Origin of the sequence: Telmatospirillum sp. J64-1 (genome assembly GCF_006980715.1) — a bacterium.
GTDB classification, from domain to species: Bacteria; Pseudomonadota; Alphaproteobacteria; order Rhodospirillales; family Magnetospirillaceae; genus Oleiliquidispirillum; species Oleiliquidispirillum nitrogeniifigens.
Genome location: NZ_SBHN01000013.1, coordinates 109,721 through 135,735, shown reverse-complemented (window position 1 = coordinate 135,735; position 26,015 = coordinate 109,721). Strand labels below are relative to the sequence as shown.

Annotated in this window: 32 protein-coding genes; 11 read left to right on the top strand and 21 right to left on the bottom strand. The window is 66.2% G+C overall.

What is annotated here, in order from left to right; all coding sequences use genetic code 11:
• Nucleotide 1: 1 nt before the first annotated feature.
• The gene (gene dapD / locus EPD66_RS13805; protein WP_142849095.1) at nucleotides 2-844 is read right to left on the bottom strand and encodes a 2,3,4,5-tetrahydropyridine-2,6-dicarboxylate N-succinyltransferase; all 843 of its coding nucleotides are present in this window, start codon (nucleotides 842-844) and stop codon (nucleotides 2-4) included.
• 83 nt (nucleotides 845-927) lie between these two features.
• Complete coding sequence (locus EPD66_RS13800) at nucleotides 928-1,647, bottom strand: pyrimidine 5'-nucleotidase (protein ID WP_142849094.1); 720 nt, start codon at nucleotides 1,645-1,647, stop codon at nucleotides 928-930.
• 115 nt (nucleotides 1,648-1,762) lie between these two features.
• Here EPD66_RS13800 and EPD66_RS13795 point away from each other — a divergent pair, with 115 nt between their 5' ends.
• Nucleotides 1,763-3,454 carry a sensor domain-containing diguanylate cyclase gene (locus EPD66_RS13795; RefSeq protein WP_255448491.1) on the top strand — a complete coding sequence of 564 codons (1,692 nt, stop codon included), beginning with the start codon at nucleotides 1,763-1,765 and terminating at the stop codon, nucleotides 3,452-3,454.
• A 4-nt stretch (nucleotides 3,455-3,458) separates the two neighbouring features.
• Nucleotides 3,459-4,766, top strand: a complete 1,308-nt coding sequence (locus EPD66_RS13790; protein ID WP_142849093.1) for a DUF2336 domain-containing protein — start codon at nucleotides 3,459-3,461, stop codon at nucleotides 4,764-4,766.
• A 4-nt stretch (nucleotides 4,767-4,770) separates the two neighbouring features.
• Here the strand turns inward: EPD66_RS13790 and truA are convergent, their stop codons facing one another.
• Genes truA through def form a run of 3 tightly spaced genes read right to left on the bottom strand, consistent with a single transcriptional unit; the run spans nucleotide 4,771 to nucleotide 6,973 of the window.
• Entirely contained in the window at nucleotides 4,771-5,529 is a 759-nt protein-coding gene (gene truA, locus EPD66_RS13785) for a tRNA pseudouridine(38-40) synthase TruA (protein WP_142849092.1), read from the bottom strand.
• A complete protein-coding gene (fmt, locus tag EPD66_RS13780) occupies nucleotides 5,511-6,446 on the bottom strand; it encodes a methionyl-tRNA formyltransferase (RefSeq protein ID WP_142849091.1) in 936 nt (311 codons plus the stop codon). Before fmt ends, truA begins: the two co-directional genes overlap by 19 nt.
• Nucleotides 6,447-6,451: 5 nt before the next feature.
• Nucleotides 6,452-6,973: a peptide deformylase gene (gene def, locus EPD66_RS13775; protein ID WP_142849090.1), complete on the bottom strand. Its 522-nt coding sequence runs from the start codon at nucleotides 6,971-6,973 to the stop codon at nucleotides 6,452-6,454.
• A gap of 220 nt (nucleotides 6,974-7,193) precedes the next feature.
• On the opposite strand from def, the gene EPD66_RS13770 reads away from it, so the two are divergent.
• The 4 genes from EPD66_RS13770 to EPD66_RS13755 are packed head-to-tail and all read left to right on the top strand — an operon-like array spanning nucleotide 7,194 to nucleotide 8,953.
• Nucleotides 7,194-7,844, top strand: coding sequence for an acyl-homoserine-lactone synthase (locus EPD66_RS13770; protein WP_142849089.1), 651 nt, complete (start codon nucleotides 7,194-7,196; stop codon nucleotides 7,842-7,844).
• Nucleotides 7,841-8,074: a hypothetical protein gene (locus EPD66_RS13765; RefSeq protein ID WP_142849088.1), complete on the top strand. Its 234-nt coding sequence runs from the start codon at nucleotides 7,841-7,843 to the stop codon at nucleotides 8,072-8,074. The genes EPD66_RS13770 and EPD66_RS13765 overlap by 4 nt, the downstream gene beginning before the upstream one ends.
• Before the next feature lie 4 nt (nucleotides 8,075-8,078).
• On the top strand, nucleotides 8,079-8,324 hold the full coding sequence (locus EPD66_RS13760) for a hypothetical protein (RefSeq protein ID WP_142849087.1): 246 nt from the start codon (nucleotides 8,079-8,081) through the stop codon (nucleotides 8,322-8,324).
• Nucleotides 8,321-8,953 carry a hypothetical protein gene (locus tag EPD66_RS13755; protein WP_142849086.1) on the top strand — a complete coding sequence of 211 codons (633 nt, stop codon included), beginning with the start codon at nucleotides 8,321-8,323 and terminating at the stop codon, nucleotides 8,951-8,953. The genes EPD66_RS13760 and EPD66_RS13755 overlap by 4 nt, the downstream gene beginning before the upstream one ends.
• Nucleotides 8,954-9,001: 48 nt before the next feature.
• Here the strand turns inward: EPD66_RS13755 and EPD66_RS13750 are convergent, their stop codons facing one another.
• Together EPD66_RS13750 and EPD66_RS13745 are read right to left on the bottom strand one after the other, a co-directional pair.
• Complete coding sequence (locus tag EPD66_RS13750) at nucleotides 9,002-10,051, bottom strand: hypothetical protein (RefSeq protein ID WP_142849085.1); 1,050 nt, start codon at nucleotides 10,049-10,051, stop codon at nucleotides 9,002-9,004.
• Nucleotides 10,052-10,115: 64 nt separating this feature from the next.
• Nucleotides 10,116-10,493, bottom strand: coding sequence for a DUF4168 domain-containing protein (locus EPD66_RS13745; protein ID WP_185961413.1), 378 nt, complete (start codon nucleotides 10,491-10,493; stop codon nucleotides 10,116-10,118).
• Nucleotides 10,494-10,635: 142 nt separating this feature from the next.
• Between EPD66_RS13745 and EPD66_RS13740 the strand changes: the two genes are divergently transcribed.
• Genes EPD66_RS13740 through EPD66_RS13730 form a run of 3 tightly spaced genes read left to right on the top strand, consistent with a single transcriptional unit; the run spans nucleotide 10,636 to nucleotide 12,199 of the window.
• Nucleotides 10,636-11,127: an RNA polymerase sigma factor gene (locus tag EPD66_RS13740; protein WP_142849083.1), complete on the top strand. Its 492-nt coding sequence runs from the start codon at nucleotides 10,636-10,638 to the stop codon at nucleotides 11,125-11,127.
• Nucleotides 11,124-11,951, top strand: coding sequence for an anti-sigma factor (locus EPD66_RS13735; RefSeq protein WP_142849082.1), 828 nt, complete (start codon nucleotides 11,124-11,126; stop codon nucleotides 11,949-11,951). Before EPD66_RS13740 ends, EPD66_RS13735 begins: the two co-directional genes overlap by 4 nt.
• Nucleotides 11,948-12,199, top strand: a complete 252-nt coding sequence (locus EPD66_RS13730) for a GIY-YIG nuclease family protein (protein ID WP_255448490.1) — start codon at nucleotides 11,948-11,950, stop codon at nucleotides 12,197-12,199. The genes EPD66_RS13735 and EPD66_RS13730 overlap by 4 nt, the downstream gene beginning before the upstream one ends.
• Before the next feature lie 208 nt (nucleotides 12,200-12,407).
• Here the strand turns inward: EPD66_RS13730 and EPD66_RS13725 are convergent, their stop codons facing one another.
• The 3 genes from EPD66_RS13725 to EPD66_RS13715 all read right to left on the bottom strand — a co-directional run bounded on the left by EPD66_RS13725 (nucleotide 12,408) and on the right by EPD66_RS13715 (nucleotide 14,951).
• On the bottom strand, nucleotides 12,408-12,854 hold the full coding sequence (locus EPD66_RS13725; protein WP_142849081.1) for an NfeD family protein: 447 nt from the start codon (nucleotides 12,852-12,854) through the stop codon (nucleotides 12,408-12,410).
• Between the two features lie 4 nt (nucleotides 12,855-12,858).
• The gene (locus EPD66_RS13720) at nucleotides 12,859-13,779 is read right to left on the bottom strand and encodes an SPFH domain-containing protein (RefSeq protein ID WP_142849080.1); all 921 of its coding nucleotides are present in this window, start codon (nucleotides 13,777-13,779) and stop codon (nucleotides 12,859-12,861) included.
• Between the two features lie 74 nt (nucleotides 13,780-13,853).
• A complete protein-coding gene (locus EPD66_RS13715; RefSeq protein WP_142849079.1) occupies nucleotides 13,854-14,951 on the bottom strand; it encodes a DNA recombination protein RmuC in 1,098 nt (365 codons plus the stop codon).
• A gap of 85 nt (nucleotides 14,952-15,036) precedes the next feature.
• Here EPD66_RS13715 and EPD66_RS13710 point away from each other — a divergent pair, with 85 nt between their 5' ends.
• On the top strand, nucleotides 15,037-16,482 hold the full coding sequence (locus EPD66_RS13710) for a DUF4139 domain-containing protein (protein WP_142849078.1): 1,446 nt from the start codon (nucleotides 15,037-15,039) through the stop codon (nucleotides 16,480-16,482).
• Between the two features lie 399 nt (nucleotides 16,483-16,881).
• Here EPD66_RS13710 and EPD66_RS24640 read toward each other — a convergent pair whose 3' ends face one another.
• The 4 genes from EPD66_RS24640 to EPD66_RS13690 all read right to left on the bottom strand — a co-directional run bounded on the left by EPD66_RS24640 (nucleotide 16,882) and on the right by EPD66_RS13690 (nucleotide 21,026).
• A complete protein-coding gene (locus EPD66_RS24640; RefSeq protein ID WP_142849077.1) occupies nucleotides 16,882-17,622 on the bottom strand; it encodes a LuxR family transcriptional regulator in 741 nt (246 codons plus the stop codon).
• A gap of 128 nt (nucleotides 17,623-17,750) precedes the next feature.
• Complete coding sequence (locus EPD66_RS13700) at nucleotides 17,751-18,554, bottom strand: aminotransferase class IV (protein WP_142849076.1); 804 nt, start codon at nucleotides 18,552-18,554, stop codon at nucleotides 17,751-17,753.
• Nucleotides 18,551-19,879, bottom strand: a complete 1,329-nt coding sequence (gene pabB / locus EPD66_RS13695) for an aminodeoxychorismate synthase component I (RefSeq protein ID WP_142849075.1) — start codon at nucleotides 19,877-19,879, stop codon at nucleotides 18,551-18,553. The genes EPD66_RS13700 and pabB overlap by 4 nt, the downstream gene beginning before the upstream one ends.
• A gap of 160 nt (nucleotides 19,880-20,039) precedes the next feature.
• A complete protein-coding gene (locus tag EPD66_RS13690) occupies nucleotides 20,040-21,026 on the bottom strand; it encodes a D-glycerate dehydrogenase (RefSeq protein ID WP_142849074.1) in 987 nt (328 codons plus the stop codon).
• A gap of 153 nt (nucleotides 21,027-21,179) precedes the next feature.
• Between EPD66_RS13690 and EPD66_RS13685 the strand changes: the two genes are divergently transcribed.
• Nucleotides 21,180-21,677, top strand: a complete 498-nt coding sequence (locus tag EPD66_RS13685) for an SH3 domain-containing protein (protein WP_142849073.1) — start codon at nucleotides 21,180-21,182, stop codon at nucleotides 21,675-21,677.
• Between the two features lie 13 nt (nucleotides 21,678-21,690).
• On the opposite strand, the gene EPD66_RS13680 is transcribed toward EPD66_RS13685, so the two are convergent.
• From EPD66_RS13680 to hisB, 7 genes are all read right to left on the bottom strand, one after another.
• Nucleotides 21,691-22,287, bottom strand: coding sequence for a DUF3501 family protein (locus EPD66_RS13680; protein WP_142849072.1), 597 nt, complete (start codon nucleotides 22,285-22,287; stop codon nucleotides 21,691-21,693).
• Between the two features lie 74 nt (nucleotides 22,288-22,361).
• Complete coding sequence (locus tag EPD66_RS13675) at nucleotides 22,362-22,724, bottom strand: histidine triad nucleotide-binding protein (protein ID WP_142849071.1); 363 nt, start codon at nucleotides 22,722-22,724, stop codon at nucleotides 22,362-22,364.
• A 159-nt stretch (nucleotides 22,725-22,883) separates the two neighbouring features.
• On the bottom strand, nucleotides 22,884-23,201 hold the full coding sequence (locus EPD66_RS13670; RefSeq protein WP_142849070.1) for a phosphoribosyl-ATP diphosphatase: 318 nt from the start codon (nucleotides 23,199-23,201) through the stop codon (nucleotides 22,884-22,886).
• Between the two features lie 16 nt (nucleotides 23,202-23,217).
• Nucleotides 23,218-23,982, bottom strand: coding sequence for an imidazole glycerol phosphate synthase subunit HisF (hisF, locus tag EPD66_RS13665; protein ID WP_142849069.1), 765 nt, complete (start codon nucleotides 23,980-23,982; stop codon nucleotides 23,218-23,220).
• A 5-nt stretch (nucleotides 23,983-23,987) separates the two neighbouring features.
• Nucleotides 23,988-24,713 (bottom strand): 1-(5-phosphoribosyl)-5-[(5-phosphoribosylamino)methylideneamino]imidazole-4-carboxamide isomerase, encoded by a 726-nt coding sequence (hisA, locus tag EPD66_RS13660; RefSeq protein ID WP_142849068.1) that lies wholly within the window; start codon nucleotides 24,711-24,713, stop codon nucleotides 23,988-23,990.
• A gap of 1 nt (nucleotide 24,714) precedes the next feature.
• Nucleotides 24,715-25,359 (bottom strand): imidazole glycerol phosphate synthase subunit HisH, encoded by a 645-nt coding sequence (gene hisH / locus EPD66_RS13655; protein ID WP_142849067.1) that lies wholly within the window; start codon nucleotides 25,357-25,359, stop codon nucleotides 24,715-24,717.
• Nucleotides 25,360-25,372: 13 nt separating this feature from the next.
• Entirely contained in the window at nucleotides 25,373-25,972 is a 600-nt protein-coding gene (gene hisB / locus EPD66_RS13650; RefSeq protein ID WP_142849066.1) for an imidazoleglycerol-phosphate dehydratase HisB, read from the bottom strand.
• Between the last annotated feature and the right edge of the window lie 43 nt (nucleotides 25,973-26,015).

Below are 26,015 nucleotides of genomic sequence, written 5' to 3'. Positions count from 1 at the left end.
GTCAGTCGCGCAGCAATTCGTTGATCGAGACCTTGGAACGGGTCTTCTCGTCCACGCGCTTGACGATCACGGCGCAATAGAGGCCCGGGCCGGGGGTGCCGTCGGGCAGGTTCTTGCCCGGCAGGGTGCCCGGAACGACCACCGAATAGGCGGGAACGCGACCGACGAAGACCTCGCCGGTGGCCCGGTCGATGATCTTGGTCGAGGCGCCGATATAGACGCCCATGGACAGCACCGCGCCCTGTTCGACGATCACGCCCTCGGCCACTTCGGCGCGGGCGCCGATGAAGCAATCATCCTCGATGATCACCGGACCGGCCTGCAGGGGCTCCAGCACGCCGCCGATACCGGCGCCGCCCGAGATATGGACGTTCTTGCCGATCTGGGCGCAGGAGCCGACGGTAGCCCAGGTATCGACCATGGTGCCGCTATCGACGCGGGCACCCAGGTTGACGAAGCTGGGCATCAGCACCACGCCAGGGGCGATATAGGCCGAGCGGCGGACGATGGCGCCGGGCACGGCACGGAAACCGGCCTGACGGAAACGCTCTTCGTTCCAGCCCTCGAACTTGCTGGGCACCTTGTCCCACCAATTGGCGCCGCCGGGGCCGCCCGCGATGGTGGTCATGTCGTTGAGGCGGAAGGACAGCAGCACGGCCTTCTTCAGCCACTGATTCACCTGCCAGGCGCCGTCCACCTTCTCGGCGACGCGGGCCTCGCCCTTGTCCAGGGCGTCCAGCGCGGCCTCGACGGCGTCGCGCACTTCGCCGGTGGTCTGGGTGTTGATGCCGTCGCGCTGTTCCCAGGCGGTTTCGATGGTGGTCTTGAGCGAGGACAGGCTCATCCGGCGGGTCCTTCCTTTTTACTTTGAAAGCGGTCCAGGGTCCGCCGGAAACATACCTGCCGCACGGCGGCTGTCAACAAACGTCACACTTTTCCGGCCTGTGCGTGCACCACCTGTTCCAGCCAGCCCGCCAGATCGTCGGTGACATGGTGGACATGGCTGATGTCGTCTTCGGGCACGACGGGAAAATCCGGATGGTCCTCGCCCTTGATCCACACCGTGGTCATGCCGATGGCATGGGCGGGCAACAGGTTGCGATGAAGATCCTCGAACATCGCCGAGGCGCGCGGGTCGAAGCCGTGGCGCTGGACCATCTTGCGGTAGGTCTCGGGCTGGGGCTTGGGGATGAACTCGGCCGCCGCGATGTCGAAGATGGCTTCGAAATGACGCTCGATGCCCAAGCGTTCCATCACGTTGAGGGCATGGCGTTCGGACCCGTTGGTGAAGACGATCTTGCGCCCGCCCAGTTGCTCCAGCATCCCGTCCAGGCGCTGGCAGGGCTCCAGCACCGAGCAATCGATATCGTGGACGAAGGCCAGGAACGCGTCGGGCTCCAGCCCGTGATTGAGCATCAGCCCGCGCAAGGTCGTCCCGAATTCCCGGTAATAGCGCTTCTGCAGAACGAAGGCCTCTTCCAGGGACAGGCCGAGCCGTTCGGCAATGAACTGGCGCATGCGCAGGTCGATCTGCGGAAAGAGGCTGCAACTGGACGGATAGAGCGTGTTGTCCAGGTCGAAAACCCACACATCCAACTCGTCCAGGCGGCGCATGGCCCCGCCCGTCTTTTCAATGGCTATGGTCATAGATCAATAGGTACGGCCTCCCCTGCCGCAAGGCAAGAGTCCGAACGTGTTGCCGCAGTTGCGGGAAAAGCGCCGGAGGGCCATGATAGCCCTTGGGTGAAAGAGGATAAGACTTATGGACGGTCTGGTCGGAGACATGCCGCAGAAGGAAGTCGATCTAGGCGTCAGTCTGCAGGGATTGGCGGCCCTGACCGCCCCCGCCTTCCTGGTGACCTCCCCCGGCCGGGTGCAATGGGCCAATGCCGCCGCCGAGGAACTGGCCCGGCTGTACGAGGCCGGGGGCAATCCTGATCTTTCCGTCGCCATTTCCTATGCCCTGGCCGCCCGCCGCTCCGGGACGGAGCCCGTCTCGGCCGCCGGTCCCGAGGGCCTGCGCCATTACGAGCTGACCCTGCTGCCGGTCGCGGCGCGGGCGCCGGAGGATGGAACGCCCGACATGGAAGGGCTGCTGGTCCTGGCGCGGGATTCCACCCTCGAACGCAACCTCTGCACCGCCCTGGTGGAATCCCGCCAACGCTACAAGGACTTGGTCGAGGTCTCCAGCGATTTCGCCTGGGAAATCGGGCCGGACGGCCGCTTCGTCTTCGTCTCCTCGCGCGGTGCCCTGGGCTATCGCCCGGAGGAGATGATCGGACGCTCCCCGTCGGACTTCGTCATTGACCTGCCCGGCACCCCCGGCCCCTCTCCCTTCCTGACCACCGTTTCGGTGGAAGAAGCGGAAATCTGGATGCGCGACATCGACGGCCGTCAGGCCTGCCTGATCGCCGCCGCCGCGCCGCTGACCAGCGCGGCCGGGGAATGGCGCGGGGCGCGGGGGGTCTGCCGCGACGTGACGTTGGAACGCGCCCGCGACGCCGCCCTGGCGCGGGCCAACAACCGCGAACGCCTGATCACCCATATCGTGCGCACCATCCGCGACGTGGTGGACCCCGCCGACATGCTCGCAGCCGCCGCCCAGGCCACGGCCCGCGCCCTGGGCGCCAATGGCTGCGCCATCTATCGCAGCGGAGAGAAAGGCGACCTGAAACTGGCGGCCTGCTGGGGCGAAACCGCTGATGCCTCGGCCATCCTGCCCCATCTGCGCGCCCGCGACCATTACGAGGGGCGCCTGCTGGGTTGCCTGGTGCTGGCGGCGGTCAGCCGCTACCGCCGCAACGTCAACGGGGCGGTGGTGCTGTGGCGCGACAGCGACCGCCTGGACTGGACCGATGACGAGCGCCTGCTGATCGACGAGGTCGCCAACCAGATCGGCATCGCCAACGAACAGATCGCCAATCACGAACGCATCCTGCAATTGTCGCGCACGGATTCGCTGACCGGCCTGTTCAACCGCCGCGCCTTCTTCGAGGAACTGGGGCGCCGCTTCTCGCGCCTGTCCCGCGACAACAGATCCGCCGCGCTGATCTATGTCGACCTCGACAACTTCAAGCTGGTCAACGACATCCACGGCCATCAGCGCGGCGACGAGGCCTTGCTGGCAGTCCGCGACCTGCTGGTCAGCAGCACCCGGCCGATCGATCTGGTGGCCCGCCTGGGCGGCGACGAATTCGCCATCTGGCTGGAAGGCGCCGACGAGAAGACGGCGGTGATGCGCGGCAACGCCCTTCTGGAAGCGGCGGAAGGTCTGTCCTGCTTCTCGGGAGATGCCGAACATCCGCTGCTGCTGTCCCTGGGGATCGCCGTCTACGATCCCAGCCGGAACGAGACGCTGGAACAGCTGATCGCCCGCGCCGACGAGGCCATGTATGCCGGCAAACGCGCGGGCAAAGGCGCTTGCCGTCTCGCCGTGGCGGCGGCGGAGGGCTGACCTCATGCTGCGAATGCTGCGGCGGCTGTTCGGCCTGGGCGGCGCCGGGAACGGGCAGCAGGCCGACGAGGACAAGCTGACCTACGAGCAGATGCGCGAACTCGCCCGCCATCCCGACCCGAAGGTGCGCTGCCGTCTGGCCGCGCGCCAGGATTTGCGGCCGGAAATCCTGTATTTCCTGGCCGAGGACGAGGATGCGGAAGTCCGCCGCGCCATCGCCGCCAACAACGCGACACCGCATCAGGCCGATCTGCTGCTGGCGCGGGATGCCGATGGCGGCGTGCGAAGCAGGCTGGCGGAGAAGATCGCCCATCTCGCCCCGCATCTGAGCAGCGACGAGCGCGACCGTCTGCGCCGCATGGCTTACGAGACGCTGGAACTGCTCGCCCGCGACCAGTTGGTCAGGGTCCGCGAAATCCTGGCCGAAGCCCTGAAGGACGTGGCCGACGTCCCGCCCGAGACGATCCGCCGCCTGGCCCATGACACCGAGATCACGGTGGCCGGGCCGGTGCTGGAGAACTCGCCGGTCCTGACCGACGAGGACCTGCTGGAAATCATCAACGGCAGCCCGATCCAGGGGGCCTTGCGCGCCATCTCGCGCCGCCGCGGTGTGCACCCGGCCGTCTGCGACGCCATCGCCGCCACCGAGGACCGGGAAGCGGTAGCGACGCTTCTGGGCAATCCTTCGGCCCAGATCAGGGAAGAGACGCTGGACCACCTGATCGAACGGTCCCGCGAGGTCGAGCAATGGCAGGACCCGCTGGTGCGCCGCCCCCGCCTGTCGCGCCATGCCGCCGCCCGTCTGGCGCAATTCGTCGCCGACCACCTGATCGAGGTGCTGAAGACGCGCGAGGACTTCGACGCCGCGACCCTGGACGCCGTCGCCCAGGCGGTACAGGAACGTCTCGCCGCCACCCACGACAAGGAAGAGGGCAATTCCTCGCTTCATGTGAACGCGCCCGAAGCGGTGGCCCGGCGCATGCACGCGGCGGGAACGCTCGACGAAGCGGCGGTGGTCCGCGCCGTGGGCGCCGGGGACAAGAATTTCGTCATCGCCGCCCTGGCCGTCCGCGCCGGCCTGCCGCTGGCGGTGGTCGCCAACATGGTGGCGACCCACAGCGCCAAGGGCATCACCGCCGCCTGCTGGAAGGCCGGACTCAGCATGACCCTGGCGGTCCAGTTGCAGACCCGCCTCGCACATATTCCGGCGGGCGACGTCCTGCATCCCCGCGGCGTCGCCAGCTATCCCCTGACCGAGGACGAAATGATCTGGCAGATCGAATTCTTCTCCCGGATGGGCGAAGTCGGCTGAGCCTTCAGGCGTCTTCCAGGAAGGGCGGGTAGACCACTCCGGTGAAATACAGGCCGCAGGCGGGCGCGGTCTGTCCCCCGGCGCGGCGGTCGCAGGCATCCCGGGCCTTGATGAAATCGGCCACCGTCCATTTGCCCTCGCCGACCAGCTTCAGCGTGCCGACCATGTTGCGCACCTGATGATGCAGGAAGGAACGGGCGGCGGCGCGGATCAGGATTTCATCCCCTTGCCGCTCCACGTCCAGCCGGTCGAGCGTCTTGAAGGGCGTATTGCCCTGGCATTCGGCGGCGCGGAAGGTGCTGAAATCGTAATGCCCCACCAGATGCTGCGCGGCTTCGTGCATGGCCTCGGCATTCAGCGGCTTGGGGATCCACCAGGCATAGCCCGCGCCGATCACCAGGCGCGCCCGGCGGTTGACGATGCGGTAGAGATAGGACCGCCCCACCGCCGAAAAGCGGGCGTGGAAGTCGTCCGGCACCCGTTCGGCCTCCAGCACCGCCACCGGGGCAGGCTTCAGGTAGAAGTTGATGGCATCCCGTATGCGGTCGGTCGGATAGTCGCGCGACAGCTCGACATGGGCGACCTGCCCCAGGGCATGGACACCGGCATCGGTGCGCCCGGCGGCATGGGCGCGCACTTCCTCGCCGCAGAAGCGGAACACCGCCTCTTCGAGATGCTGCTGAACCGACGGCCCGCTGTCCTGGCGCTGCCACCCCACCAGGTCGGTGCCGTCATATTCCAACGTCAGTTTGTAGCGGGGCATGACGAGGCCAAGGAGGTCCCTTCGGCAAGAGGAAAGCCGCGCAGGAAGGTCTCGGCATCCAGGGGCTTGCCGCCGGCCCGCTGGATCTGCAGCAACCGCACGGCCCCCTCGCCCGCCGCCACCAGCAGCTTGTCGTCCAGTACCGTGCCGGGCGTCCCGCCGCCCGCTTCGGGGATGGCGCGCAGCACCTTGAAGCGCTCGCCCTGATACTCGAACCAGGCGCCGGGGAAAGGTGACAGGCCGTTGATATGGCGCGCCAGCAGGCGCGCGGGCCGGGACCAGTCGATGCGGGCCTCGGCCTTGTCGATCTTGGCGGCGTAGCTCACGCCCTCTTCCGGCTGCGTCTCGGGCGGCAAGGCGTTCCGGGCCAGCCGGTCCAGGGCCTCCACGATCAGCCGGGCGCCTTGGGCGGCCAGGGCGTCGTGCAGTTCCGCGGCCGTGGTCTCGTCGGTGATCGGCAGGCTTTCCTTGAGCAGCATGTCGCCGGTATCGAGCCCGACATCCATCTGCATGATGGTGCAGCCGGTCTCCTCATCGCCCGCCATGATGGCGCGCTGGATCGGCGCCGCGCCGCGCCAGCGCGGCAGCAGCGAGGCATGGACGTTGAGGCAGCCCAGGCGCGGCGCATCAAGGATCGGCTTGGGCAGGATCAGGCCGTAGGCCGCCACCACCGCCGCATCGGCGCCGATCGCGGCGAAAAGCCGCTGTTCCTCTTCCGAGCGCAGGGATTTGGGCGTGCGCACCTCGATGCCGCGCGCTTCGGCGAAGGCATGGACGGGCGTCGGGCGCTCCTTGTGACCCCGTCCCGCCGGGCGCGGCGGCTGGGAATAGACGCAGGCGACCTCGTGCCCGGCATCCAGCAGGGCGGCAAGGATGGACACCGAGAAATCCGGCGTCCCCATGAAGACCAGGCGCATGAAGTCTACCGAGCCACGGTGACCTGATGGCGCTTGGCCTTGGTCAGCTTGCGCAGGATCATGTTGCGCTTCAGCGCCGACAGGTGGTCGAGGAACAGGATGCCGTCCAGATGGTCCATCTCGTGCTGGATCACCACCGCCAGCAGGCCGTCGGCCTCCAGTTCGCGGATCTCGTTCTCGTGGTCGATGTAGCGCACGCGGATGGCACGCGGACGCACCACCTCGGCGTAATGCTCGGGCACCGACAGGCAGCCTTCCTCGTAGGGGGCATCGTCGTCGGACACCCAGATGATCTCCGGATTGGCCATCCGCACCGGCTGGCGGTTGCCCTCTTCGCCGATATCGAGCACCAGCACCCGCTTGTGCACGCCCACCTGTACCGCCGCCAGTCCGATGCCTGGCGCGGCATACATGGTTTCCAGCATGTCGTCCATCAGGCGGCGCAGATCGTCATCGACCTTCTCCACCGGCTTGGACACCTGCTTCAGCCGGGGATCCGGGGCAGTGAGAATGGGCAACAGAGCCATGGCGCAGATATGTCCTTATGCGCAGTTCGGATCCGTTCACATATGGCCTAGGGCTATCCTCCGTCAAGAAACTCGGTGCCCGGAGGCCGTCCGGAGCGGATTTTCCGGGCGGAAACAGGCGGTTTCCGGCCCTGGCGTCCAAAAACCTCTCAGAGTCGCTAGGATGTTTATAAAGCGGGAAACCGCTTTCCTCTGAGCACTAGTTCAGAGGAGAAGAAAGATGACCGTCGAAGCCTTCTCGTGGGAAAACGCGCATTGTTTCGGCGACGCCCTGGCTGGCCAGCACCGCCTGCGGCATCGCATCTTCATCGAACGCCAGAATTACCAGGTGCCGGCCTATAACGGCATGGAATACGACCAGTTCGACACGCCCGCCGCCACCTATGTGGTGCGCCGCGACGAACAGGGCATCGTGCGTGCCATCAACCGGCTGATCCCCACCACCACCAATTACATGATCAAGGAATTGTGGCCCGACCTGGTGGAGGAGCTGAACGAACTGCCGTCGAGCCCGAATGTCTGGGAGGGCAGCCGCATCGGCGTGGACGACCGGCTCGAGCCCAAGCTGCGCGACCGCTATTTCGGCGAACTGCTGTGCGGCGTGCTGGAATTCGGCATGGCGCGCGGCATCGACTGGTATATCGGCATCATGCCCGCGGGCATCGTCCGCCGCGCCATGATCGGCGCCGGACTGGACGTGGACCTGATCGGCAGCCCCAAGACGGTCGGCGACACCTGGCGCGTCCAGGCGGTGAAGATCAACGTGACGGCCGCATCCCTGGCCGAAGTGCGCCGCCGCAAGGGCGTCGAAGGCCCGGTCCTCGACCTGATCGGCCAACCCCAGCCGCTGCCCCAGCGGGTGGCAGCATGAAGCGAAACAACAGCCTGCGGCGGGCCGAGGTGGACCCGCCGCATCCTTCCCGCGAGGAAAGCGGGCCTTCTCAGGGCGAAGAGGAATCCCCCGCCGTTACCGCGTCGAATATCTGCGAGGCGCTGCTGTTCCTGTGGCAGGAAGCCAAACGGGCCGGCATGGGCGACGTCGCAGACAGTATCGGAGGAACGATCCGCGTCACGTCGAAGTGGATCAACAGGAGCGCGTAACGCGATGTCCGCATCATCTTCCCTGCTTGCCATGCATCAATGCCTCGAACAATTGCGGGAAGAGGCGCTGGCCCTTGACCAGCCCCTCCTCGCTCATGTGATCGCCGTCGCCAGCCAGGAGGCATTGGAGGCTGCCCAGCGGGAAGTACCTCCGGTCCCCCTTCCGGCCAAGCCGCACATTTCAAACCAGAACGAATCCCTGGCGTGCAATGTCGTCGCCTTTCCTTTGACCGTAGGAGTAAAGCAATGAGCGCCAAGATCTTTGACTTGAATCTGCTGTCCCTGGATACGCAAGGCGGCACCGCCGCCTTCCTGATCGCTCCGACCGGCCGTATCGTCTGGTTCATGATGACCGGCGACGACCTGCTGGCCAATGTCGAGGATGACGGCTTCCTGCCGCGCGGCACCGACATGACCCTGGAGGCGGCGACCGCCGGCAAGGCCGTGGCCAAGGCCAAGGACATGCTGCGCGAACTGGGCTGGACCGGTGAGCCCTGGACCGTCGCCCATTCCGTCCATCATGCCCTGCATGGGCTGGAACTGGGCGAAGCCATCCATATCGCCCGCGCCAATGCCATCGCCATCGCCGGCAGCCTGCACCGCATGGCCCACGATCCGAAGCAGACCCACGCCCAGCCGATCATGGGCCGCCTGGATACCCGGCTGGAGGCCTCGATGCTGCCCCCGCTGGCCCGCCAGCGCCTGCGCCGCATGGCGGAATTGCTGGTGGTGGTCAAGCTGGGCCTGACGCCCAATGCCGAACTCGCCCGCGACGGCCTGGGCCGGGGCGACCTCAACTGGCTCGACACCGCCACCCCCACCCCTTTCCCCGGCAAGCCGCAGCCCGACGCCGCCGAAGCGAAGCGCGCCGCCGCTTGATGCGAACAGGTGCCTTGGGGCGGAAGAGCGCGGACGGTCTCTTTCGCCCTATGGCCCCTCTTCGCTGGTCTGACGCTCGGTGGGCTGGCTCAGGCGGTCGAGCGAACCCGGCGTCACGGTCATCACCATGGCCGTCACGTCCGAGACACGCAGCAACCGCCCGGCGCTGCGATCCCGCACCTGGGCGATCTCGCGCTCCACATCCTCTGGCGACTTGACCTGCGCCTGGGCCATCAGGGACATGCTTTCCCTGTCCTGGTTGATCGGCGGGGAGGGCTGGGGCTCCAGATGGACCCATACCTGCTTTTCGTTGTCGCGCAGAAGGCGGGCCGTGATGCGCAGGCCGTCCAGAGTGGTGTAGCGCGCCTCGCCCAGTTCCTCCATTCCCGCGCCCGCTTCCAAGGGCAGCGCATCGCTGAAATAGATGCGTTCCAACGCCCCGGCGATGGTCTGGGTGATCCATTCGCCCTCGACCGCCGAGCTTTCCGGCTGAAGGTTGAAGCCGCTGCCATCCGGGCGCTGGACGACCTCCACGGGCGGATCGCCCGCCGTCACGGCCTGGGCGATCCGCCAGCGCGAGATGTCCACCACATGGGGTTCCGCCCAATCCTCGGCCTGGTTTCCGGCCATCAGGCGGCCGGTGATGGTGCTTACGCCGCCATCGGCATGGGAGATGGCGGTCACCGGCTCGATCTGCCCGGCGACGCCGCCCCAGCCGATGATGCGGAAATCGGCCAGGGCCTCGCCCTGTTCCGTCTCCAGCCGGACGCGCTGGCTGGTCTGGCTGCCGGATGCCTGCAGGGGCGTCTCCGACAGGCGGCTCTGGGCCAGGGCGGCAAGCAGCCCCTCGACCTTTTCGTTCTCGACCGGATAGCCCGCCTTGTCCGCCAGGCGCCAGCCATTCTCGCGCGTCAGGCGCAGGGTCTGCCCCTCGTCCCCCAGCACGATGGCGGTGACGGCGTCCTGGTGCTGGGCCAAGGCCGGAAAGGCCGGCATAGCGGTATCGCCGTCATCATTGCCGGTAAGCGTCAAGGCTGCCAAGCCGATGAGACCGGCACCGATCACGCCGACACCGGCGAGAAGGGGCAATGTTCTCATTCAGTCCTCCATATTCTCCCGGGCGGGTATGGGACGGCAGGGATGCACCCGCCGTCCCGGAACCTCATTCCGCCAGTTCGATAATACGGGCATGCAAGGCCGGATCGCTCAAAGCTGCGGTCAGGATCTGGTTATACTCCTCGACGCTCAACCCGTTCTCCTGCAAGATGCCCATCATCTCGGCATTCGCTTCCTCCCGCAGGCGCATACCCTCTTCTTCGGATGTGGCATTTTGCAGCCGCGTTTCATATTCCTGTGCGACACCCGCCATGTCGTCGGCGGCCGAGGCGAATTGCACCAGCTTAGCGTCATCGAAGTCATGCTGGGCCTGCGGCGCCGTCTGCTGCTGCGGCGCCGGGTCCTGCTGCGCCATCACCTGGGGTGTCCAGGCCAGGGCGACAACGGCAAAGGCGGCGACAGCAGTGCAAAGACGATTGAACATGGAGTCTCCTCTGGAGAAATTCAGGGGGGTGAGCGCGCACTCCCCCATTCGACGGGTGGGGCAGGCCGAAAGTTCCCAAAAAAATGGAACTTTCGCAGCGGACGCCCCGTCTTTCGAGGAGAAGCGACGGCGAGGAAAGCCCATGGACGACCTGAAACTGCTGATGGCCCGCGAGATTCCCCATCTGCGGCGCTACGCCCGCGCGCTGGTGGGAGATGCCGACCGGGCGGACGACATCGTGCAGGACTGCCTGGAGAAAGCCTTGCGCAAGCGCCAGCAATGGCGGCGCCAGGGCAGCGTGCGCCATTGGCTGTTCCGCATCCTCTACCGCTGCCATGTGGACGCCCTGCGCAGCCGGCGCCGGGAAGTGGACGCGGACGAATACGAATGGGCCACCGCCCCGGCCCAGGAAAAGCGGATCGAATGCCACGACGTGGCCGAAGCCATGGCCGCCCTGCCCGCCTCCCAGCGCGAGGTCCTGCTGCTGGTCGCCCTGGAGGGCATGAGTTATGACGAGGCGGCGCTGGTGCTGGGAATCGAGGTCGGCACCGTGCGCTCGCGCCTGTCGCGGGGGCGGGAAAGCCTGCGCCGTTCCTGGATCGGCGTCACCACAAGGTTGAGGAGGGTGAAATGACGGCATCGCACCCCGTCGGCGAAACGGACCTGATGCATTACGTGGACGGCCTGCTCGACCCCGCCCGCCGGAGCGAGGTGGAGGACTTCCTGGCCCGGAACCCGGACGCCGCCCGCCGCGTCGCCGATTACCGCGCCCAGAATGCCGCCATCCGGCAGCGCTTTGCCGCCGTCGCCGACGAACCCGTTCCCGCCCGCCTGATGGCGGTGCTGGAGGAACGCCCCCGCGCCGCGCCGCCGCGCCTTGCCGCCGCCGCCGCCGTGCTGGCCCTGCTTCTGCTTTCGGGATTCACCGGCTGGATGCTGGGAAACGAAAGCGACGATCCCGGCATGGCCATCGAGGCCTTCCTGCCGCATCTGGAGACGGAAGACGAGCTTGCCGCCCCGACCCTGGTCGGCACCCTGCCGCCGGTGGACTGGCTGTCCAACAGTATCGCCCTCAATCTGCGCCAGCCCGACCTGACGGCGGAGGGATTCGCCCTGGAGCGGGGGGATCTGATGTCGGTCGAGGGTCGCTCGGTGGTGCGGCTGACCTATCGCGACACCCAGGGCACCGAGGGAAAACGGCTGCGCCTCTTCGTCGCCACGCCCCGCCCGGCCGAGCAGCCCAAGCCCCGCCTGGAACGCCGCGACGGCATGGGCCTCGCCTATTGGAAGGACGGGCCGCTGCTCTTCCTGCTGGCCGGGGACGTGGACGAGTCCACCCTGCGCGCCGCCGCCGCCTCGATCCACCGCACCGCCCGCCTGCGCGCCCCCGACATGCCGGCCACGCCGGTGCATAACGGACAGGCGGCGATCTCGCCGGCCAGCCTGGACGGGGGATGATGCGGCCCTGGTATCTCTATGTCCTGCTCAACGGCAAGGGCGAGGCCTATACCGGCATCAGCCCCGATCCGGAGGAACGGCTGAACCGGCACAACAACGGCACCGGCGCCCGCTTCACCCGTGGCCGGGGGCCCTGGGCGCTGGTCTATTGCGAAGGCCCCTTCGACGGCAAGGGACCGGCCCAGCAGCGGGAATATCAGGTGCGGCGGGACCGGTTGCTGAAGCAGCAACTGAAGGGGAAGACTTGAGAAAAGACGGGCTCTGCCCGCACCCGCTGGGACCTTGGCCCGCCTCGTCCTTCGAGACGCCGCTCCGCGGCTCCTCAGGGTGAGGCTATTTTATTATTTTATATCAAGAATATAGCCCTCATGCTGAGGAGGGCCGAAAGGCCCTTCTCGAAGCATGAATAAGCGCTCCGCCTCTTTCAAAAAGAAAGGAGCGCCACCCTGCAAAAACCTACTCCGCCGCCTCGACCTTCAGCACGGTGCCTTCCGCGCCGACGACCTTGACCAGGGTTCCGGCGGGCAAGTCGGGACCGGAAATCTTCCAGCTTCCATCGCCCAGGCGCATCCGGCCCTGGCCGCCTTCGATGGGGCTGTCCAGGCGGTAGGTCTGACCGAGATATTGGGCGGCGCGGCGGTTGAGGCCGGGCTGATCGGTTTCGGTGTCGTTGCGGGCATAGACGCGCTTGCCGATCAACGCCGCCGCCACGGCCAGCACGGCGAAGGTCAGCCCTTCCGCCTGCCAGCCGATATCCGGCAGCAGCAGGGCCACGAAGCCGGTGGCGACGGCAGCCAGGCCGAACCACAGGAAGAAGACGCCCGGCGCGAAGACCTCGGCCACCATCAGGAGGACGGCCAGGATCCACCAATGCCAGAAGACCAGGGTGAAGCCGTCGAACATGGCCTTACTTGTCGCCCGCCGTCTTCTTGGCCAGTTCGGCGATACCGCCGATGGCCCCGATGATGCTCGAGGCTTCGAGCGGCATCATCACCAGCTTCTGGTTGGGCGCCGCCGCCACATCGCGCAGGGCATCCACATATTTCAGCGCCACGAAGTAATTGACCGCCTGCACGTCGCCCTTGGCGATCGCTTCCGAGACCATTGCCGTCGCCTTGGCTTCGGCCTCCGCCTCGCGCTCGCGCGCCTCGGCATCGCGGAAGGCGGCTTCGCGGCGGCCTTCCGCGGCCAGGATCTGGGCCTGCTTCTCGCCCTCGGCCCGCAGGATTTCCGCCTGACGCAAACCCTCGGCCTCCAGCACGGCGGCGCGCTTGTCGCGTTCGGCCTTCATCTGGCGGGCCATGGCCTCCACCAGGTCGCGGGGCGGGGCGATGTCCTTGATCTCGATACGGGTGATCTTGACGCCCCAATTGTTGGTCGCCTCGTCCACCACGCCCAGAAGCTGGGCGTTGATCTTGTCGCGCTGGGACAGCAGCTCGTCCAGGTCCATGCTGCCCATGACCGTGCGGATATTGGTCATGGTCAGGTTGAGGATGGCGATTTCCAGCTGCCGGACTTCATAGGCGGCCTTGGCGGCATCCAGGATCTGGTAGAAGACCACGCCGTCCACCCGCACCATGGCGTTGTCGCGGGTGATGATCTCCTGCGAGGGGACGTCCAGCACCTCTTCCATCATGTTCAGCTTGGCGCCGATCGTCTCGATCAGCGGGGTGATGATGTGCAGGCCGGGACGCAGCGTGCGGACATAGCGGCCGAAGCGTTCGACCGTGTATTCCATTCCCTGGGGCACCACCTTGACACCCAGCCCGACCAGGACCACGCCCAGCACGATGATGGCGATGACGAAGATAGAGAAAAGCTCGGCCATGGACGTCCTCTGAACAAAATCGCCCGATCATAACTTAAGAGGGAAGACCCCGCCGCAACTTTCGCCCATCCGGCCTAGGGGCGGCTGATCCGCTCCGGCTGGGGCGGGGTCAGTTCCTCGGTCGTGGTGCCGCTGCCGGAAAGCTGGATTTCCTCGATCCGGTCACCCCGGCGGGTGACCTTCTCGGCGGAGATGCGGATCTGGCGGATGTCTTCCTGGGCCTGGTCGAAGTGCCGCGCCAGACGCCCCACCCGGTCGTCCAGCCGCGCCACGTCGTCGAGCAGCAGCCGCACCTCGGCCTGGATCACGCCCGCTTCCTCACGCAGGCGGGCATCCTTCAGCACCGCGCGCACGGTGTTCAGCGTCGCCATCAGCGTGGTCGGCGAGACGATCCACACCCGCGCCCGATAGGATTTCTCGACCACATCGGGGAAGTTCGCGTGCATCTCGGCGTAGACGGCTTCCGAAGGCAGGAACATCAGCGCCGATTCGGCGGTCTGGCCGGGCACGATATAGCGTTCGGAAATATCCTTCACATGCTTGAGGATCGCCGCCGAAAAGGCCCGTCCGGCGGCCAGCCGCGAAGCGTCGTCGCGGGCCGCGCGCAAAGCGTGCCAGCTTTCCAGCGGGAATTTGGCGTCGATGGCGATGGGGCCGGGGGGATTGGGCAGGCGCAGCAGGCAATCCACCCGCCGCCCCTCGCCCAAAGCCACTTGGAAGCCATAGGCCGAGGGCGGCAGGATCGAGGACACCAGGTCGTTGAGCTGGATTTCCCCGAAGGCGCCGCGCGCCTGCTTGTTGGACAGGATGTCCTGCAATCCCACCACCTGGGCCGAAAGCTCGGTGATGTTGCGCTGGGCGGCGTCGATCACGGCCAGGCGCTCGCGCAAGTCATGCATGGTCTGGGCTTGGCGATGGGCGGAATGCTCTAGCGACTCGTTCAGCCGCTTGGCCGTTTCGGCCAGCCGTTCCTCCACCGCCCGCGCCAGGATCCGCTCCTGGGCCTGCAGGCGCTCCGACAGCATGGACTGGGCCGCCGCCTGGGTTTCGGCCAATTGCGCCAGTCTTCCCGCCAGTTGCGCCTGTCCCCGGTCGCCGCGCAGCACCAGCCAGACCACCGCACCCGCCACCGCCAGCAAGGCAATCAGGATTCCGAAGACCGCCGCTTCCATTGCCAATCCTTTCGCCTGCCATCATCCTGCCGGCTTTATAGCACAGCCTTCATTCCACGAAGCCTTCCTTGGGGAGAGAAATTATATGAAACCCTATACTGCCGCCCTTCTTTGCGGTCTTGGCCTGGCAGCCGTCCATCCCGGCTCTGCCGAAGCGCAAGTGCCCGAGACTTCCGTTCCGGCCCAGGACCGCACAGGCGTGGAGCTGACGGTCTATGGCGACGGCACCACCTTGGTGAAGGACCGCCGCCGCATCTCCCTGCAACGCGGCGTCGGGCTTCTGGCCTTCCAGGGAGTCAGTGGCGCCCTCCAGCCGGAAACGGCCCTGCTGCGCCCGGCGGGCGAAGGCCCCGCCTTCCGCGTGGTTGAGCAGGTCTATGATTTCCACACCCTTGGCCGTGACACCCTGCTGCGCAGCGCCGAGGGCGGCAATGTGATCCTGGTGACCACCAACCCGGCGACGGGCGAGGAACAGCGCCAGGAAGCGCGGCTGATCTCGGCCCGCAACGGCAGCGTGGTGGTCGAGGTCGACGGCCGCGTCGAGGTCGATCCGCCCGGCCGCATCCAGTTCCCCGCCCTGCCCCCGGGCCTGCGCGCCGAACCGACCCTGTCGGCGCGGCTCGACGCGGAGGGTAGCGGCGAACGCGAGGTCGAGCTGTCCTATCTGGCCGGCGGCCTGTCCTGGCGTGCCGATTACGTGGCCGAACTGCCCGCCGAAGGCGGCGACCGGCTGGATCTGCGCGGATGGGTGACGGTGACCAACGACTCCGACACCGCCTTTCCCGAGGCCCGGCTGAAGGTGGTGGCGGGCGAGCCGCGCCGCGTGTCCCAGCCCCCGCAGCCACAAATGCGCACGATGATGATGAAGTCTCTCGAAATGGCCGCGCCCGCCATGGCCCAGGACGTGGCGGAGCAGGCCATCGGCGGCTATCACCTCTACGACATCGACCGGCCGGTGGACATCGCCCCGCGCCAGACCAAGCAGATCGAGCTGCTGGGCGCCCCCACCGTGGCCTTCGAGCGTCAGCTGATCGCCCAGGCCCAGCCCTATCTCTTCCGCTCCCGCGTCGGCGAACTGCCCGAGGAAGCGGCGGAAATCGTGCTTTCGGTGAAGAATGACGAGGAATCCGGTCTCGGCATGCCCCTGCCGGGCGGCGTGGTCCGCGCCTATCAGCGCGATGCCTCGGGCGCCATGCAGTTCCTCGGCGAGGACCGCCTGAACCATACCGCCACCGGCCAGGAAATCCGCCTGACGCTGGGCCGTGACATGGACGTGCCGGTGCGCCGCCGCCAGACGGAATTCCAGCGCGTTTCCGACAATGTCTGGGAAAGCAGCCACGAAGTCCGCGTGATCAACGGCAAGGGCCAGCCGGTCACCGTGATCCTGCGCGAGCATGTGGGCGGCGATTGGGAAATCCTTCAGGAAAGCGCCGAACATACCCGCTTCGACGCCACCACGCCCGAATGGCAGCTGCAGGTTCCCGCCGGCGGCGAAACCGTACTGACCTATCGCGTGCGCGTCCGGATGTAAGCCCGCCCTTTACCCGCCAGGAGCCCCCGGCTCCTGGCCCGCATTCCTTGTTCCGTCGCTCCCGCGAAAGCGGGAGCCCATGGGCGGGCGAGCCCCTCGAAACCAGTGTCTTGATATCTTGGTGTCTTGGTGGTTTCTTCATCCCGCACGGGGCCACCAAGACACAAAGACACAAAGACACAAAGACACCAAGGCGGTGGGGGCATGGCGTCGAGGGCTCCTCGCCTTTCCGTCATTGCCGGGTTTGCCCCCTCGGCGGAAAAACTCCTGTTTTCATCGTCATTCCCGGGCAAGCGGGAATCCATGCCGCCCCAACGCATTTCCACAGGCCTCACATGGCCCCCCGCTTTCGCGGGGGTGACGGTTCGGTGCAGACAGAACCGGCTTTTCCGCAATCTGCTAAAGCTGGATCAGGCCCCAGCGTAAGGCGCGTACGATGGCGCTGACGCGGTTGCCCGCGCCGAGCTTGCTGAAGGCGTTGGACAGGTGGAAGCGCACCGTCGCCTCGGAGATATTGAGGATGACGCTGATATCCCAGGCGCTTTTGCCGCGTGCCGACCATTGCAGGCATTCCTGCTCGCGCCGCGTCAGGCTCACCGACTGCGGCTCGGGCCGCCGGGCCGCCCAGAGATCCATGAAGGAAAAGAAGAACTGGGCGGCGATCACGCGCAATTGGGGCAGATTCTGCGCAAGGTCGAGATCGCCGGCATGCTCGCTGGCAAGGCTGATGACGAAGGTCTCGCCGTCCGGGCCGCGCATGGGCAGGCTGACGCCGTTGCGCAATCCGGCATCCTCGCTTTCCCGAAGCAGGCGTTTCTGCTTGCGGGTGATGTGGTCCTTCTTGGCGATGTCCCGCCAGACCAGCGGCCCCCATTGCCGGGGCATCATGGCGATCACCGGGTCGAAGCGGGCATAGTCGTTCTGCAAATAATGCTTGGTCCAGTCTTCCGGATAATTGTTGACCAGGATCGGCGCAGGAAGACTGATCTCGAAGCGATCCTTGAACAATTCGTCATTGGTCGCCCCTCCGAAAATACTCTTGTCGAATCCCAGGGCGGCGACATGGGTCTGGAACAGCCGGAAGACTTCTTCCGCCGTTTCGGCACGATTCGTTTCTTCGATATAGTGTTCGATATCCACGGCGTTCGGTCTGATACGGGATCTTACCCTGAGCCTAACACCTTAGTACGCAAATTTAAATCAAGATGATTTACTTTGCTCTCTTTAATAAATTTTTCACCATTTGCGAGGCGCTGCCGCAGAGAGCGTCAGCCCAGGTCCTCCATCAGGCGCCGGGTCACCGGCCCCATCTGCCCCGTTCCGACCGGCCGGCCATCCACCTCGATCAGGGGGCGAATCCCCAGGCTGTTGGTCAGGAAGGCCTCGGACGCGGCGGCAAGGTCGTGCAGGGTCAGTCGTGCCGTCGCCGCGCCCAGCCGGTCCATCACATCGGCGCGCATCACGCCCGGCAGCGCCCCTTCCGAGACCGGCGGGGTGACGACATCGCCATCGATCACCAGGAAGAGATTGGCGATGGTGGACTCGGCCAATCGACCCGCGGTGTTGAGCAGCAGGGCTTCGTCGGCGCCGCGTCGCTCGGCCTCCATGCGGGCCAGAACATTGTCGAGATAGCTGAGCGTCTTGAAGCGCGACAGCGGCGAATGCTCGTTGCGCCGCACGTCCTGGGCGATGGCGGCGCGCGCCGGGGCGGCCGGCGGCGGCAGGGGACCGGCGGTGATCAGCAGGGTCGGATGGGGATGGGCGGGCGGCAGCAGACCCCGGGCCGCCGGTCCCCGGCTCAAGGTCAGCCGCAGCACGCCCTCGGTCAGGCCGTTGACCTCCAGCGTGGTGCCCAGGGCGTTGATCAATTCGCCATCGGTCAGCGTCAGGGAAATGCCGAGGCATTTGGCGCCTTCGCGCAGACGGGTCAGATGGCTGCGGATGCGCAGCGGCCTGGCTTCCGCCGCGCGGATCGTCTCGAACAACCCGTCGCCCAGGGCGAATCCCCGGTCGGTAGGGCTGATGAAAGCCTCGTCCAAAGGTAAAATGGCACCATTGAGAAACAGCTTCATTCCTGCCCCCTTCCCTCCAGGCTCGCCAGCATGGCACGGGCCTTGACCATCGTCTCTTCCCATTCCGCATGGGGGTCGGATTCGGCGACGATCCCGCCGCCCGCCTGGACCGCGATCCTGTCCCCATGGATAGCCATGGTACGGATCAGGATGGATGAGTCCATGGCGCCATCCCGTCCGATCCAGATCATCGACCCGCAATAGGGGCCGCGACGGGCGGTTTCCAATTCCTCGATGATCTCCATGGCGCGGATTTTCGGCGCGCCGGTGATCGAGCCGCCGGGGAAGGTGGCGCGCAGCAGGTCCACCGCGCCCAACCCGGGGCGCAAGCGCCCTTCCACTGCGGACACCAGATGGTGGACGCTGGCGAAGCTTTCCAGGGTAAAGAGTTCGGGCACGACGACGCTGCCTGGCCGACAGACCCGCGCCAGGTCGTTCCGCAGCAGATCGACGATCATCAGATTCTCCGCCAGATCCTTGCCGCTCCGGCTCAGCGCTTCGGCCTGGCGGGCATCCTCGGCGGGATCGGGACTGCGCGGGCGGGTTCCCTTGATCGGCCGGGTCTCGACCAGGCCGTCGGAGAAGCAGCGCAGGAAACGCTCGGGCGAGGCCGAGACGAGACTGATGTCCTTGTAGCGCAGATAGGCGGCGAAAGGCGCCGGCGAAAGCGCCCGCAGGCGGCGATAAAGCCCGAAAGGCGTCAGTTCCGGCGGCAATGTCGCCAGGAAACGCTGCGACAGATTGGCCTGGAAGATATCGCCGGCGAAGATGTAGCTCACCACCCGGCCGATCTGGTTCAGATAGCTTTCCCGGTCCAGCTCGGCCCGCCACGGCAGACGCGGCCCCCAATCGGGCGCGTCCAGGGGCGGGGCCTGCGGCTCCAGCAGTTCGCACAATTCCTTTGCCGCCTCCTTCTCGCCCAGCACCCAGGCCTGACGGCGTTCATGATCCCAAGCGGCCACGGCGGGAAAGACGCCGAGGCAGAGGTCGGGAAAGCCGAGATCGTCGGGCTGGAGGGCGGGCAGGCGTTCCAGGCTGCGGCCCAGATCATAGGACAGGAAACCCGCCACACCGCCCTGGAAAGGCGGCAGGTCGGGCTGCGCCGGGACCTTTCCCATCCCGTCCAGCACCTGCGCCAGCATCCCCAGCGGATCGGCATGATCCTTCAGCGTCAGCACATGGCGGGGACGCAGGCAGAGATAGGAATAGCGCCCGCGCCCGCCGTCATTGGCGGCGCTGTCTAGCAGCAGCGCGAAGTCTTCCTCCGCGAAGGGGGCGAAGGCGGCGAGCGGGTCGCCATAGGGAAGGGAAAAGACTCTGGTCATACACAGGCCGCATTCTTCCTTGGGCTTCGCCCTTGGCCTCCCTTCCTTGCTTCATCGCTTCCGCTCTCGCAGAAAGAATGAATGGATACAAAGAAATCCGGAAGGCAGCCTTCAGGCGCATGCAGGGCGAAGCCCTGCATCACCACCATCGGCCCCAGCCTCACAGCATGCTGGCGAGCACGCGGTCGGGCGGGTTGTGGCCGTCCACAAAGGTCTTGATGTTGATGATCACCTTCTCGCCCATATCGACCCTGGCCTCGATGGTGGCCGAGCCCATATGCGGCAGCAGCAGCACGTTGTCGAGTTCCACCAGCTTGGGATTCACCGCCGGTTCGTTCTCGAACACATCCAGCGCGGCACCGGCGATCTCGCGCTTGACCAGCATGCGGGTCAGGGCGGATTCGTCGATGACCTCGCCGCGCGCGGTGTTGACCACATAGGCATGGGGCTGCAACAGCTTCAGGCGGCGGGCGGACAGCAGGTGGAAGGTCGCCGGGGTATGCGGGCAATGGACCGAGATCACGTCCATGCGGGCCAGCATCTGGTCCAGGCTTTCCCAATAGGTCGCTTCCAGTTCGTTCTCGATCTCGGGATGGACGCGCTTGCGGTTGTGGTAATGGACCGACAATCCGAAGCCCTTGGCGCGGCGTGCCACGGCCTGGCCGATGCGGCCCATGCCGATGATGCCGAGGCGCTTGCCCCAGATGCGGTGACCCAGCATCCAGGTCGGCGACCAGCCGGCCCATTTGCCCTGGCGGATGACATGCTCGCCCTCGACCAGACGGCGCGGCACGGCCAGGATCATGGCCATGGCCATGTCGGCGGTGTCCTCGGTCAGCACGTCGGGCGTGTTGGTGACGGTGATGCCCCGCTGGCGGGCGGTGGCGAGGTCGATATGGTCCACCCCGGCACCGAAATTGGCGATCAGGCGCAGATTGGGCCCGGCCTGGGACAGGACGGCGGCATCGATGCGGTCCGTGACGGTGGAAACCAGGACATCGGCCTGCTTGACCGCCTCGACCAGATCGGCCTTGGTCATGGGCGTGTCATCAACGTTCAGGCGTGTGTTGAACAGCTCCATCATCCGGGTTTCGATGGCGTCCGGCAACTTTCTCGTGACGACGACCTGTGGCTTCTTTTGGCCCATTCCAGCTCTCCCTTCCCGGATCACATTCCCAATGGGCTTAACAAGGTCCCGCTGGGTTGTCCAGTGATGTTGTGTGCTCTCGTGGCTTGACCCGACGCTGCGCCCGGCTCCTATAATGCCCTCCCGTCAGCAGAGAGTCGTCAGCCAAAATCCATGATGCGCGCCGCAACTTCCTTTTGTCTCCTGCTCGTCCTGTTCACGCTGTCCGCACCCGTCGCGGCGCAGGGAACCACCGGCCTGCCCCTGCCGCGCTTCCTGTCCCTGCGGTCGGACGAAGTCAACCTGCGCACCGGGCCGGGAACCCGCTATCCGGTGGACTGGACCTATACCCGCCGCGACCTGCCGGTCGAGGTGATCGCGGAATTCGAAGCCTGGCGCCGGATCCGCGACTGGCAGGGCACGGAAGGCTGGGTGCATCAGAGCATGCTGTCCGGCCGGCGCATGATGGTCGTCACCGGCACCACCCGCCCCTTGCGCCGCACCGCCGACGCCAGCGCCAATGCCATCGCCCTGGTCGAGCCCGACGTCATCGGCCGCCTGCAACGCTGCCCCCGCGACAGCGAGATGTGCCAGGTCGAGGTGGGCGGCCATGTCGGCTGGATGCGCCGCGACGAATTCTGGGGCGTCTATTCCCGCGAAGCGGTGGACTGATCCTTTACCGTCGTCAGGACGGTGGGTCGAAATCTCCGTCCAGGGCATTGCGCTGGTGGACCGGCAGGATGGTCAGATGGCCATAGGTATCCTGCCCCAGCCCGACCACCACGACGGCATCGGGATGGCCGAAGGCCTCGATATGGCTGCGGCGGAAGGGGAAGCGCAGCACATGCAGCAGGCTGCTCTCGTCCTCCCATTCCCGCAGGGCCTGCACAGCCTCGGGATCGGCGACCCCGTGAATGACGAAATCGGTGAAGGAGATGCTGCCGGTGGCCTCGATGCCGGTCTGGGCCTCGATCTCGCGGCGCCGCCGGTCGTGGTCGTCGATATCGAACCACAGCCGCGCCACCAATTCCTGCCCCCGGGGCATCAGGCGGTTATAGGCCTCGACCAGGCGCTCGAGATCTGCGCCCTCGGCCTTGCGCGCCCAGGCCGCCTCTTGGGCGCGGGCACGCAAGGTCGCGTGGTTCTCGAAATCGAGGATGGCATAGGGGCCGATACTCACCCGGCGGTGACTTACCAATTCCTCGAAGCGGCGCCGCATCTCGGAACGGCGCGCGGCATAATCCTCGTGCGGCAGCAATTCGGGACGGCGGATCGGTTGCATTGACACCTCCGTCCCAGGAGGTAGCGCCCGCGCGCCGAGGGATCAATGAGTCGGAAGGTGAAGCGGAACGCGCCTTAAGCCAGATGGATCATCCGGCCCAGCTTGCGGCCGCCGCAGATATGGACATGCAGATGGGGCACTTCCTGGCCGCCATTGGCGCCGATATTGGCCAGCACCCGATAGCCCTCTTCTTCCAGGCCCAGGTCGCGGGCGACCTTGCCGACGGCGCGGATGAAGCCGGCGATCTCGGCCTCGGAAGCCTTGGCGCTGAAATCGGCCATGGAAACGTATTTGCCCTTGGGGATCACCAGCACATGGACCGGCGCCTGGGGATTGATGTCGTGGAAAGCCAGGGTGAAATCGTCCTCGTGGACCTTCTTGCACGGGATCTCGCCGCGCAGGATCTTCGCGAAGATGTTGTTGTCATCATAGGACATGATCTTCCCCCGTTTCTTGTTTGAAAAAAGATTTCCGGCCCGCCTCATCCTTAGACGCCGCCGGGGCGGCTCCTGAAGGCGCGAGGCTATTTTTTCAAACTGCTCCGGCCTTATGCTGAAGAGGCCCGAAGGGCCGTCTCGAAGCATGGGCAAGCGCGCTTATTTCTTCCGCGACTTCTTCTCTTCGATCCCCGAGACGCCCTTGCGGCGTTCCAGCTCGGCCCAGACCTGTTCCGGCTTGATACCGATATCGGCCCAGAGGATCATCAGATGATAAAGCAGGTCGGCGCTTTCCGCGACCACATGGTCGGGGGTCTCGGCCAGCGCGGCGATCACGGTTTCGACCGCTTCTTCCCCCACCTTCTGCGCGATCTTGCCGCGCCCGCGCGCGAACATCTTGGCGGTATGGGATTTTTCGGGGTCGCCGCCCTTGCGGCTGGCGATGACGGCATAAAGCTCGTCGATGGTGGCGCTCATACCTTCTTTCTTTTTCTTAGCGGTCCAGACGGACGGGAATGCCCGCCGCCTTCATATGTGCCTTCGCCTCGCTGATGGAATAGAGACCAAAGTGGAAGATGGAGGCAGCCAGAACGGCAGAGGCATGGCCCTCGCGCACACCATCGACCAGATGGTCGAGATTGCCCACCCCGCCCGAGGCGATAACCGGTACGGACACCGCATCGGCGACGGCGCGGGTCAGCGGCAGGTTGAAGCCCTCGCGCGTGCCGTCGCGGTCCATCGAAGTCAGCAGGATCTCGCCCGCGCCATATTCGGTCATGCGCTTGGCCCAGTCCACGGCGTCCAGGCCGGTGGGCTTGCGCCCGCCATGGGTGAAGATCTCGAACTTGCCCGGCCCCACCGACTTGGCATCGATGGCGACCACGATGCACTGGCTGCCGAATTTCTCGGCCGCCTCGCGCACGAATTCAGGGCGATGCACCGCGGCGGTGTTGATCGAGACCTTGTCGGCACCGGCCAGCAACAGCTTGCGGATGTCTTCGACCTGCCGCACGCCGCCGCCCACGGTCAGCGGCATGAAGCATTGTTCCGCCGTGCGCGCCACCACGTCATACAAAGTGTCGCGGTTGTCGGAACTGGCGGTGATGTCGAGGAAGGTCAGTTCGTCGGCCCCGGCCCTGTCATAGACGCGGGCCTGTTCCACCGGATCCCCGGCATCGACCAGATCGACGAAATTGACGCCCTTGACCACACGGCCGTCCTTGACGTCCAGGCAGGGAATGACGCGCGTCTTCAGCATCGGTATCAGCCCTTGAGCAGCGCCAGCGCCTCGCGCAGGTCGATCCGGCCGTCATAGAGCGCCCGGCCCGAGATGACGCCGGCGATGCCCGAACCGGACAGGGCCTTCAGCGCCTTCAAGTCCTCGATCGAGGACACGCCGCCCGAGGCGATAACCGGCGTGGTCAGGCGGCGGGCCAGCTCGGCGGTGGCCTCCACATTGGGGCCCTGCATGGCGCCGTCGCGGGAAATGTCGGTGAAGATGATGGCGGCGACGCCCACATCCTCGAATTTCAGGGCGAGGTCCAGGGCACTGACCTGCGAGGTCTCGGCCCAGCCCTCGACCGCCACCATGCCGTCGCGGGCGTCGATGCCCACGGCCACGCGCGAGGGGAAGCGCTTGCAGGCTTCCTTGACCAGGGTCGGGTCGCGCAGGGCGACGGTGCCCAGGATGACGCGGCGCACGCCCGCTTCCAGCCAGGCCTCGATGGTGCGCATGTCGCGGATGCCGCCGCCCAATTGCACCGGCACCTTGACTGCCTTGAGGATGGCGGCCACCGCATCCTGGTTCACCGGCTTGCCGGCGAAGGCGCCGTTGAGGTCCACCACATGCAGCCATTCGCAACCGGCATCGGCGAATTCGCGAGCCTGCTCGGCGGGGGCGGTGCTGAACACCGTGGCTTGGTCCATCTCGCCGCGCAGCAAACGCACGCAGGCGCCGTCTTTCAGGTCGATGGCGGGAAAGAGAATCATCTTAGGGTTTCCAGCGCAGGAAATTCGTAAGGACGGCCAGACCGGTGGCTTGGCTCTTTTCGGGATGGAACTGGGTGCCGACCATGTTGCCGCGCCCGATCACCGCCGTCAGCGCCTCGCCATAGGAGACGGAGGCAAGGCTCTGGGCCGGATCGGCACAGACGAAATGATAGGAATGGACGAAATAGGCATGGGCGCCGGGCTCCAGCCCGTCCAGCAGCGGATGGCGGCCGGGCGTGAAGTCCAGTTCGTTCCAGCCCATATGCGGCACCTTCAACGCCGGGTCGGCGGGCGTGATGGGCACCACCTCGCCGTCGATCCAGCCCAGGCCCCGATGCTCGCCATGCTCGCGGCCCTTGCTGGCCATGAGCTGCATGCCGACGCAGATGCCGAGGAACGGGCGGCCCGCGCCATGCACGGCCTCTTCCATGGCCTCGCGCATGCCGGAAAGGGCATTCAGCCCCTTGATGCAATCGCCGAAGGCGCCGACGCCGGGCAACACCACCCGGTCGGCGCGGCGCACCGCCTCGGGGTCCGAGGTGACGGCGACGGCGATGTCCAGCCCGGCTTCGGCCACCGCCCGCTCGAAGGCCTTGGCCGCCGAACGCAGATTGCCCGAACCGTAATCGATGATCGCGACGTTCATGCCCCTATCGCCTTCAGAGCGAGCCGCCGAGCACGCCCTTGGTCGAGGGCACGGCATCGGCCTTGCGCGGGTCGATCTCGATGGCTTCGCGCAGCGCGCGGGCCAGGGCCTTGTAGCTGGCTTCGACCATGTGATGGTTGTTCTCGCCATACAGGCATTCGACATGCAGCGTGATGCCGGCGGCCTGGGCGAAGGCCTGGAACCATTCCTTGAACAGTTCGGTGTCCATCTGACCGAGGCGCGGCTGGGTGAACTTGACCTTCCAGATCAGATAGGCCCGGTTCGACAGGTCCAGCGCCACGCGCGTCAGCGTCTCGTCCATCGGGATCATGGCCGAGCCGTAGCGGGTGATGCCCTTGCGGTCGCCCAGCGCCTTCGCCACCGCCATGCCCATGGCGATGCCGCAATCCTCGACCGTGTGATGGCAGTCGATATGCAGGTCGCCCTCAGCGCGCAAGGTGATGTCGATCAGGCTGTGCCGCGACAGCTGTTCGAGCATGTGATCGAAGAAGCCGATGCCGGTCTTCACGTCATAGATCCCGGTGCCGTCGAGGTTCACCGTGACCTTGATACGGGTTTCGTTGGTATTGCGCTCGATCGTTGCCTGGCGCATGACGGTACTCCTGTGCTGCGCCCCGTACTAACAGGAAAAGCCT